Annotated in this window: 8 protein-coding genes; 6 read left to right on the top strand and 2 right to left on the bottom strand. The window is 31.5% G+C overall.

The window, feature by feature from the left end; translation table 11 throughout:
• The 3 genes from RBH29_RS16450 to RBH29_RS16440 form a co-directional block, all read left to right on the top strand.
• The coding region (locus tag RBH29_RS16450) for a hypothetical protein (RefSeq protein ID WP_306698090.1) at nucleotides 1-228 on the top strand (228 nt) is incomplete at its 5' end.
• Nucleotides 229-358: 130 nt separating this feature from the next.
• Nucleotides 359-835: a hypothetical protein gene (locus RBH29_RS16445; RefSeq protein ID WP_306698089.1), complete on the top strand. Its 477-nt coding sequence runs from the start codon at nucleotides 359-361 to the stop codon at nucleotides 833-835.
• A gap of 476 nt (nucleotides 836-1311) precedes the next feature.
• Nucleotides 1312-1695 (top strand): contact-dependent growth inhibition system immunity protein, encoded by a 384-nt coding sequence (locus tag RBH29_RS16440; protein ID WP_306698088.1) that lies wholly within the window; start codon nucleotides 1312-1314, stop codon nucleotides 1693-1695.
• Nucleotides 1696-1871: 176 nt separating this feature from the next.
• Here the strand turns inward: RBH29_RS16440 and abc-f are convergent, their stop codons facing one another.
• The gene (gene abc-f / locus RBH29_RS16435) at nucleotides 1872-3770 is read right to left on the bottom strand and encodes a ribosomal protection-like ABC-F family protein (RefSeq protein ID WP_306698086.1); all 1899 of its coding nucleotides are present in this window, start codon (nucleotides 3768-3770) and stop codon (nucleotides 1872-1874) included.
• A gap of 189 nt (nucleotides 3771-3959) precedes the next feature.
• Nucleotides 3960-4082, bottom strand: a complete 123-nt coding sequence (locus RBH29_RS16430) for a hypothetical protein (RefSeq protein ID WP_306698085.1) — start codon at nucleotides 4080-4082, stop codon at nucleotides 3960-3962.
• A 483-nt stretch (nucleotides 4083-4565) separates the two neighbouring features.
• Between RBH29_RS16430 and RBH29_RS16425 the strand changes: the two genes are divergently transcribed.
• The 3 genes from RBH29_RS16425 to RBH29_RS16415 all read left to right on the top strand — a co-directional run.
• A complete protein-coding gene (locus RBH29_RS16425; RefSeq protein ID WP_306698084.1) occupies nucleotides 4566-5213 on the top strand; it encodes a LysE family transporter in 648 nt (215 codons plus the stop codon).
• 82 nt (nucleotides 5214-5295) lie between these two features.
• Nucleotides 5296-5760 (top strand): GNAT family N-acetyltransferase, encoded by a 465-nt coding sequence (locus RBH29_RS16420; protein ID WP_306698083.1) that lies wholly within the window; start codon nucleotides 5296-5298, stop codon nucleotides 5758-5760.
• 376 nt (nucleotides 5761-6136) lie between these two features.
• Nucleotides 6137-10248 (top strand): S-layer homology domain-containing protein (locus RBH29_RS16415; RefSeq protein WP_306698082.1); only part of this gene is annotated, 4112 nt, incomplete at its 3' end.

Genomic DNA, 10248 nt, shown 5'->3' with positions numbered 1-10248 from the left:
TTAGATGATTGTCCTTATATATATATAGTATGGAACAGTTATCTGACATTAAAGAAAAGACGTATTCTGTTTGTTTCGATATTGACGGTGGTGCTGGCAATTTCTATCTTACGACTTCATTTTCAAAATCAATTGTTCAATGGAATGAATATAGCGGTAAAGCATGGTATGAGAATGAAAGGCGGACTAACTCAAATAATTTCTAGTAAGCCAAGACAGAGGATGTAAGTTGACCATATAAAAAATGAAAGTTTGCATTATTTATATATTAGGTATAAGTTAAGAACAATTAAGTTGATACCCTTCATTTTTAAAGACACATATATTTTAATAAGGCGAAAATGGAAAGGAGGATTTTGTGAGTGAGAATGAGTTTGACTTGGTAACATATACCAAGGAGCACCAGAATATTGTGAAAAGTGGAATAGATGATATTAGTAAAATCTTAAATGGGAGAGACGTTGAAGAGAAAAGAAGTTTATTATTTTGCTTGGATAAATATCTTGACCCTTATTACGGGTATAATTTGCCTTACTTCGATGATATAATGTTTCTTCTCCAAAAACGGTTATTCGTTGAGGCTGATAAAGATGTTAAGGATGACATTTTGCAATTACTAACCGACTATTCCAGGAATTCGTTGGATTATTTGGCGGATAATATAGAAATGGTGGAACCTGAATTACTTGAGGATGCCATATATGCTTTGGAACTAACATACAATCAAAAATATGTGCCTATATTTATCAAATATGAGTTTCACGAAAATCCTCATGTGCAGGTGGTTGCAAAAGAAGCACTAACAGAACTATCAAAATTAAATTTTGATAAATAATATGGAGATGTTGTATATGATAATTATGCTAATTTAAATTCCTACAAGTTTTACAGTTACATATAATAAATTTTTTAACTTTGAGCCGGTGCAATCTTAAGAAGACCAAAGTATTCTTCAAAACGGGTGATACTATACACAAGAATTTAAAAGGAGATGAAGTAATGGATAGGTTCTTTATTATTGGGAATGAAAAAATAGAAAGTGATTTTGGATAGTTTCCTTCTTTTCATGACGATATTATTGATAGAATTGAGATTTCTAGTGAAGAAATAACATTTATTATTGATATGCAAACCATTCCTACTGCTATGAGTTCATATCCTAAAGTTAAACATGAGATTTATGAAGCCAGTAAGTGCTTAGGTAAATTAAAATTAAAGATGATTGTGTCAAGATAGAATGAGTAGATACTGTCTATAAAGATTTTTTACAGGTTTAGCCTGTTAATTATTAATTGTTGGGGAGAAGTATATATGGAAAAATATTTTCATTTCGATAGGTTTAAAACATTAGAGGAAATTGAAGGTCAAGACTTGGGGGAGTCCAATTTTAATTCCTATTTAGTTACCACTTGTCAGGAGTTAAGAAAAAAGCCAATATCAAGTTTTACTGTAGAAGATTTAAGAATTATGATAGGACAAAATATAGGTTTAAATTATCTGATACCTTTAGCATTGGAAATACTTGAAGATAATCTTTTTTCACAAGGTGATTTGTATAGTGGAGACCTTTTAAACCAGGTTTTAAAGGTAAGTAAGGATTTTTGGGAAAGCAATCCTAAATATAAGAATGATTTAATAGATATACTTGAAAAAAATATTAAAGATTTAGCAAGTAAACTTCATTCATTTCGGTAGGTATTATTAGTAGTAATTATAAAAAATAGGGTGAGAAAAATAATGAGTGTCAAATTCAAGAGTTAGAAGAAAAAGAAACTTTAAAGTTTTTATTAAATCCTTTAAAAAAGCTGTGAGGCAATTGGTAATAATTACATCACAGCTTTTTTAAAATCATAACTTATGGGTTTGCTGAGCTACAGTTTACTAGATAGTTCCATCCAGCTATCAAGTAAAGCATCATGTTTTTGTTTAAGCTGAGATGATTGTTGAAATAATTCATTTAGTTTTTCAGGTTTTGATTTATATTTGTCCATTTTTAACTCAGTTTGCTTAAGAATTTCTTCAACTCCTGCTATTTCGTTTTCTAAATCAATGATTTTTTTTTCTATCAATCCTTTATTTACAGATGGTTTTTTCTTTATTTCTTTTTTTGATTTTACAATAACTTTTGCTTGTTTATCTTCTTTAAGTGCTTCACCTAATCTCTTTTCACGATAATAGTCATAATTACCCTCATAGTTTTTAATCTTTTTATCTCTTATTTCCGCTACTCTTTCCGCTATTTTGTTTACAAAGTATCTATCATGGGATACAAAAACAATGGTACCTTCAAAGTTTAATAAAGATGCCTCTAACATTTCTCTTGACCCAATGTCTAAATGATTTGTAGGTTCATCAAAAATAAGTAAGTTCACATCTTGGTGCATAAGTTGACATAACCTTAGCCTGCTTCTCTCACCTCCAGATAAACTACTTACTTTCTTAAATACATCTTCTCCATAAAAGAGAAATTTAGCAAGTATACCCCTTGCTCTGTTTTCAGACATGATGAAGCTTTTTTTAAATGTATCTAGTACTGTTTCTTCTGGAATTTCAAATTTTACTTCTTGGTCTAGATAGCCAATTTTAAGACTAGATCCAAGCGTTACTTCTCCTTTATCAGGTTCATATTGACTCAAAAGGATTTTTATTAGTGTTGATTTTCCACATCCATTTTTACCTAGAATCACAACTTTTTCGCCATATCTAACATGCAGGTCTATATTCTCAAGTAAAACCTTGTCGTCAAATGACTTGTATATTTTGCTAAGCATTAATACATCTTTACCTGATCTATCATTTACATCAAAATCTAACTGTATAGCTTTTTTTTCTGTAGTGGGTTTATCCAACTTCTCCATTTTATCTATTCTTCTTTGCATATTTCTAGCTTTTACAAACATTTTTCCATTGTCTGCTATAGTTCCCCAGTGTCTAAATCGTTTTATCGCATCCTCCATAGATTTTATTTTCTTTTGCTGATTTTCATATTCTTGTAATTGAGCTTCTATTCTCCTCCTTTTTTCTTCAAAATAGTATGAGTAGTTTCCCTCATACATGTCTGTTGTTCCTGCTTCTATTTCAGCTGTTCTATTTACTACTCTATCTAAGAAATATCTATCATGTGAAATGATTAAAATTGTACCTTTATAATCGTTCAAGTATCCCTCTAACCACTCAACAGATTCAATATCTAGATGATTAGAAGGTTCATCTAAGAGTAGGATATCAGGGTTTTGGAGTAATATTTTACCAACTAATACTGTTGTTTTTTCTCCACCACTTAGATTTGAAAAATACATATTTTTAAATTCATCTGTTATTTTTAACCCAGTGCATATTTTACTTACTTTTTCTTCTATATCGTATCCCTCTAAATGTTCAAATAAGGTTTGAAGCTTACCGTATTTTTTCATGATTCTATCTAGATCTTCTTGATTAGCAGTACTCATTTTAGTTTCTAAATTTAGCATCTCATTTTTAATTTTAAACTGTTCTTGAAATGCTAGGTTTAAAATATCTATAACCTTGTAATGCTCTGGATACTCAGGTATTTGGTCAAGATATCCTATAGTTGCACCTTTTCTTATAGACATAACACCGCCATTATATTCTTCAATACCAGATATTATCTTGAATATAGTAGTTTTCCCTGTTCCATTACTCCCTATTATAGCTAATCTGTCTCTAGTTTTAACCTCTAATGTTACATCTTCTAAGACTTTATTTGCTCCATAATATTTTTCTATTTTGTTTAATGCCAATTCAATCATTTTTCCGCTCCTCCTAGTAATTATTTATTAATTAAAAATACAAAAAGATCCAGCAATCGAATCAATGCCTGGACCTTTGATCTTTTAAATAAGAAATAATTATAACTGCATATTAAAAATTCCAGGCAAGAAACTTTACCTGGACCTAAATTTTAATTTTAAAGGCTTTGTAAAGACAATTCTCTTGCTTTAGTTGACATAATATTTATTTTTGGACACACTACCACTAGGGCTTGAAAAAATAAATGTAATGCCTGAAATCTGAGCTGGTAGTCTTTCCAAAATAACATCAACTAAAACTTGATTATTCACCTGTACACCTCCTTGAAAAGCATATTAACTATATTTTAACACAAACATATAAACCTATCAATACTTAAAAAATGATATGTAAAAGAAGAAATCACCTATTTCAGTATATACTTTCGCATAAAAGATCTTATAGCTATTTAATAAGATGTAGTTATATTTTTGGATAAATATTTAGAGCATAAAATTCAAAAAAATCACTATTACAAGAATTCTTTAAAGAAAAATATAGGTTTTAACTAACATAGATTATAAAAAATATGTTAATATAAAAATATAAATTAAAAAAATGTTAACAAAATATGGGAGTTGATGTTTGGCTACAGGCTCTAGTTTAATGCAAGCTATTAGTTTGCGAGTATAAGGAAGATATTCTTGTTTATACAGTTTTTTTGAGCTCTAAAGCATATAAGATTAGAGTATGATATTGATTCATTTTATAGAATCTGTTTTTTTATAGAATATTATAAGAAGGGGTATATTAATATGACTTTTTGGGGGATTTTTATTAGTGCTTTTATAATAGGTTTTTCAGGGGCAATGATGCCAGGGCCTATGCTAGGTGTTACCATTGATGGTAGTCTTAGAAAAGGTTGGGTAGCAGGTCCTTTGACAGTGTTAGGTCATGGAATTTTAGAATTTATATTAATTATTGTAATGATATTTGGACTTAAAGATTTCTTTTCTAATCCAACAGTTGCAGGAATTATTGGTTTATTTGGCGCTGCCTTTCTTGCATGGATGGGATACGGAATGATAAAGGCTGGAATAAAAAAGTCAGTATCTATTGAGAAACAAGGAGCGGACAATAGTTCAGGTATGAAAAATCTTGTTTTGGCAGGAGCAATTGTAAGTGCTACTAATCCGTATTTTATTATTTGGTGGTCATCAGCAGGTATAGAGTCAGTACGTCAATCCTTGGCTTTGGGTTTAATTGGCATTCTGGTCTTTTTTGTAGGCCATATTCTAGCAGATTTGACATGGTATTCGGCAATTTCTGTAGCGTTTTCAAAAGGCAAGAAATTAATAAGTGATAATGTATATTGTTGGATTATTTTATTTTTGGGTATATTTATTGTAGGCTTTTCTATTTATTTTATGGTTAGTGGATGGAACATCCTCCAAACCTTATGATAAATATAGCCTTATTAAAAAAATTATTATTTAAAACTGTTGTACTTAGTGAATAAAAGCGAGAAGTAAGGAGGATAAGCAAATGTTAAATATTAGTTACTTGGAAGGAGATTCAAGATTACTTGAGGAAGTAAGAGCACTTTGGGTAAAAAAAAGGAAGTATCATGAAGATGTATCAACATATTTCTCAGATAAATTTAGAAATATGACTTTTGACGGTAGGAAAGATGAGATGTTTGAGAAGCTAGAAATAAGAGTTGTTATAGCAAAAGATGTAAAAAAAGACAAGTACGTTGGATATTGTATATCCACTATTGATAATAAAAAGTTAGGAGAAGTTGAATCAATTTTTGTTGAAGAAGAATATAGAAGAAATAAAATAGCGGAAAACTTAATGGAACTGTCATTAAACTGGATGGATGAAAAAGGTGTAGAAAAAAAGAGGCTTAACGTAGCAGTTGGTAATGAAGAGGTTATGAATCTTTATAAGAGATTCAATTTTCAACCATTTTTAGTGGTTTTAGAGCAAAAGAGTGAACGTGTTTAGCTAAACCTAAACATCGAGGCTTCAGGTGGAGTTGAGTCTCCACCTGAAGATTTATACGAGCAACTCCACCTTATAGAAGGTAGTGTCTTAGAATAGATAATGATTAAAGTCTTTTAATACGGCATTAAAGTTTTTAACTTTTAAAATTTGTTAAAACTATTTAAAAATATTATTTTAAATAGTTTTCAAATAATGTATTTTAATATATAATGTAATTAAAACTTTAAACAAATAAATCTATTGTAAAAATACTTTACAATAGATTTATTTGTTTAAAGAAAAATTCAATTATTAATTGTTAATAAGTTTATTTTTTTTTTTAAAAGCAATGCGGATAAAAAGGCATTTAAAATTAACTTTAGGGGAGGATAAAAACATGAGTGCGAAAGCAAAGGTCATTTCTTATTTATTAATTGTTTCTATGATAATGACATCTATATCTTATGCGGCTGAGGGATTAAATTCATTAGGGGATAGTAATACCATTTCACAGGAATTTTCTGATGGTAATAATATTCAAAACTCATCTGCTGCTAAAGATAGAAATGCAAAACTAACTTTTTCAGATATTGAAGGTCATTGGGCAAGTGATGTTATTGAAAAATTTGCAAGAAAAAATTGGATTGCCGGGTATGATGACGGTACGTTTAGACCAGAAAGTTTTGTAACAAGATCGGAATTTACTGCTATGGTAGTAAATATATTCGAAATAACTGATATTGGAGATAAATCAGAGTTTAAAGATGTAAGTGAAGATGATTGGTTTTACAATGCAATAACTTATGCATCAAGTGAAGGTTTAATAGCTGGTTATGAGGATTCAACTTTTAGACCTTTGGAAAATATGTATAGACAGGATGCAGCTGTATTGGTTGAAAAGCTTTTTGATGTGAATTTTTTTGAAAATGGTATAGAGTTTATATTTGAAGATGAAGATACTTTTTCAGAGTACGCTTATGAAAGCATTAAAAATCTTGCTTCTCAGGGTATAGTTGAGGGATATCCTGATAAAACATTCAGACCTTTTAATTTAATAACGAGAGCTGAAGCAGTACAAATGCTTGATGTGGTGAATAGTTATATAGAGGTGCCAGAATGGACAATGCCTCCATTAGGTCCACCTGAAACTCCAAGTCCAAAAGTGACTCCAGAGCCAACTTTAACGCCACAACCAACTCCGACTCCTTATAGAGGTGGTGCATCCTCAAGACGATCAACTCCAACACCAGAACCAACGCCAGAACCGACGCCAGACCCAACACCAGACCCAACACGAGAACCGACGCCAGAACCAACGCCAGAACCAACGCCAGAACCGACACCAGAACCGACGCCAGATATTGATTATATACGTCCTGAAGTTGATATCTTAATATCTTCATCAAGGGTAGATGTTGATGAGACAGTGGATATTACAGTTAATGCTACAGACAACGTAGGAGTTGAGTCTAAAAAGCTTGAAATTAATGGAGAAGAAGTTTTGCTGGATGAAGAAGGAATAACTACTTTCAGTTCATCAAATCCAGGTATATATAAACTTGAAGCTACTGCTTATGATGCTGCAGAAAATGAAGGATATGCTGTAAAAGAGTTGAGAATACTGACTACTGGTGATGAAACACTTCCGACAGCATTAATTAGTAAACCTGAAAATCACTCAAAGCTAACAGATGCAATTGAAATAATAGGAACTGCAATGGATGATACAAAGCTTATTGGATACAAGTTAGAGTATTCTGTTAGTGGAGAAAATAATTATATAACTTTTGCTGAAGGAACTTCATCAGTAGAAAATGATGTGTTAGGAACTCTAGATGCTACTACAATGAGAAACGGTTTTTATGATGTAAGGTTAATGGTGGAAGATGCAAGTGGAAATAAATCTACTGATGAGAGAACATATCAGCTAGATGGTGAAATGAAAGTAGGTAACTTTTCAATAGGCTTTAATGATTTGACAGTTCCTGTTGCAGGGATGCCAATAACAATTAATCGTAATTATGACAGTCGTAACAAATTAAAGGGTGATTTTGGAGTAGGTTGGGATTTAGAACTAAGTGATATTAAACTTACCAAAAGTGGAGATATGGGCAGAGGTTGGCAGCAGACTGTTTCAGGGGGAGGCATTAGCTCAAATTATGTTATAAGTGAGACAAAGCCTCATGTTATTACTGTTACTTACCCTGATGGAAAAACGGACGAATTTTCAATGGTTGTAGATCCAAGCACACAACCACTAATCCCTATACAATTTGTAACAGTCTCATTTGTGCCTAAGGCAGGAACTTTTTCAAGTCTTGAAGTTTTAGATGACGACTATTGTATGATTTTAGGTGGCACAGGTGAAATTGAACTGGCAAATACTGATTATACATTGTTTGATCCTGATCGTTTCAGGCTTACAACAAGAGAAGGTGTGGTTATAGAGTTAAGTCAGTCTAAAGGTGTTGAAAGAATACAGGATGAAAATGGTAACACTATTACTTTTAGAGATGATGGAATAATACATTCTGCTGGGAAGAGTGTAGCGTTTAAAAGAGATAGTCAGGGAAGAATAACAAAAATAACAGATCCTATGGGAAACAGTATAAGTTACACGTATGATTATTATGGAGATCTTGTAAAAGTTATAGATCAGGAAGGAAATGTTACTAGATTTACATACAATTCAAGCCATGGTCTTATTGATATAATTGATCCAAGGGGAGTTACGGCAGCTCGTAATGAATATGATGAGGAAGGTAGAATTATTGCACATATTGATGCAGATGGAAATAGAATAGAGTATTCTAGGGACATTGAAGGAAGACAGGAAGTAGTAAGTGACAGACTTGATAATGTAACAGTGTTTACATATGATGATAATGGAAATGTACTAAAAACAACAGATGCAATGAAAAATTCTACATCATATACATATGATGATAGAAATAATAAAACAAGCGAAACAGATGCAATGGGAAATACCAGAAAATTTACATATGACGATCAAAATAATAAAACAAGTGAAACAGATGCCCTTGGAAATGTAACAGAATTTACATATGACAGTAGAGGTCAAAAACTTACAACTAAAGATGCTAATGGAAATGTTACTGAAAATATATATGATGATAAAGGTAATATAACAGCTATTATTGATCCTATGGGAAACAAATTAACCAGTAATTATGACAGAGGAAATGTAACAAGCACAGTAGATGCATTAGATAATGAGACAAAATATGAATACGACTCTAGAGCCAACATTACAAAACAGGAGTTTGAAAATGGAGATATTTTAGAATACACATATGATGCAAATGGAAATGTTACCAGTATGACGAAGATGAGGACAACAGCTTCGGGTGATATTGAGACTGCAACAACCACATATGAATATAACTCTATGAATAAGTTGGTTGAAACTATTGATTCTTATGGAAATGTAAAAAGAACTGAATATAATTCCATAGGGCTCAAATCTGCTAGCATTGACAAATTAGGTAATAGAACTGAATATGAATATGATGACTTTGGGAATCTTATTTCGGTAATGTATCCTGATAATACCACGGAAAGCTATACTTATGATGCTGAAGGAAATACTCTTTCTTATACAGATTGTATGGGCAGAACAACAAGTTATAAATATGACAGCCTTGGAAGAGTGATAAAGACAACTTATCCAGATGGAGCCACTACAAAGGTTGAGTATGATGCAGCAGGACGGGTTGTAAAAAGTATAGATGAGCGTGAAAATAAAACAAGTTATACGTATGATGCAGCAGGAAGAACAACATCTGTAACGGATTCATTAGGTAATATTACATCATTTGAGTACGATAATAACGGAAATCTTGTAAAAAGGACAGATGCTAAAGGGAATTTTGTGAAATATGAGTATAACTCAAGAGATGAAAAGGTTAGAACAACATTTAATGATGGAACGTACACTGCTATAGAATACGATGAAGCAGGAAGAAAAATATCAAAAACAGATCAGGCAGGTTACACAACATATTTTGAATATGACGAAATTGGAAATCTTATAAAAGTTATCGATGCATTAGGTAATGAAACAACATATGGATATGATGAATTTGACAATCTAATATCACAGACAGATGCAAAAGGTCAGACAACTACTTTTGAATATGATAAATTAGGAAGAAGAATAAAAAGAACCCTGCCATTAGGTATGACAGCTGTTACAGAGTATGATGCTAATGGAAATATTCTTACACAGACTGACTTTAAAGGGAACACAATAAGTTATAAGTACAATGAAAACAATCAGCTTATAAAAAAAGAACTTCCAGATGGAGAAATTGTAAAGTTCACTTATACTCCGAACGGGCTTTATGAGACTGTAACCGATTCAAGAGGAGTAACAGAATATAAATATGATTCAAGAGACAGACTGATTAAAAAGACAAATCCTAATAAAACCTCTATATCCTACACTTATGACCAAGCAGGAAACAGAACAAGCGTAACAGTACCTTC

This window comes from Herbivorax alkaliphila, assembly GCF_030848475.1.
GTDB lineage: Bacteria > Bacillota > Clostridia > Acetivibrionales > Acetivibrionaceae > Herbivorax.
The sequence above is the reverse complement of the archived record's forward strand: the minus strand, read 5'-3'. Positions and strand labels throughout refer to the sequence as shown.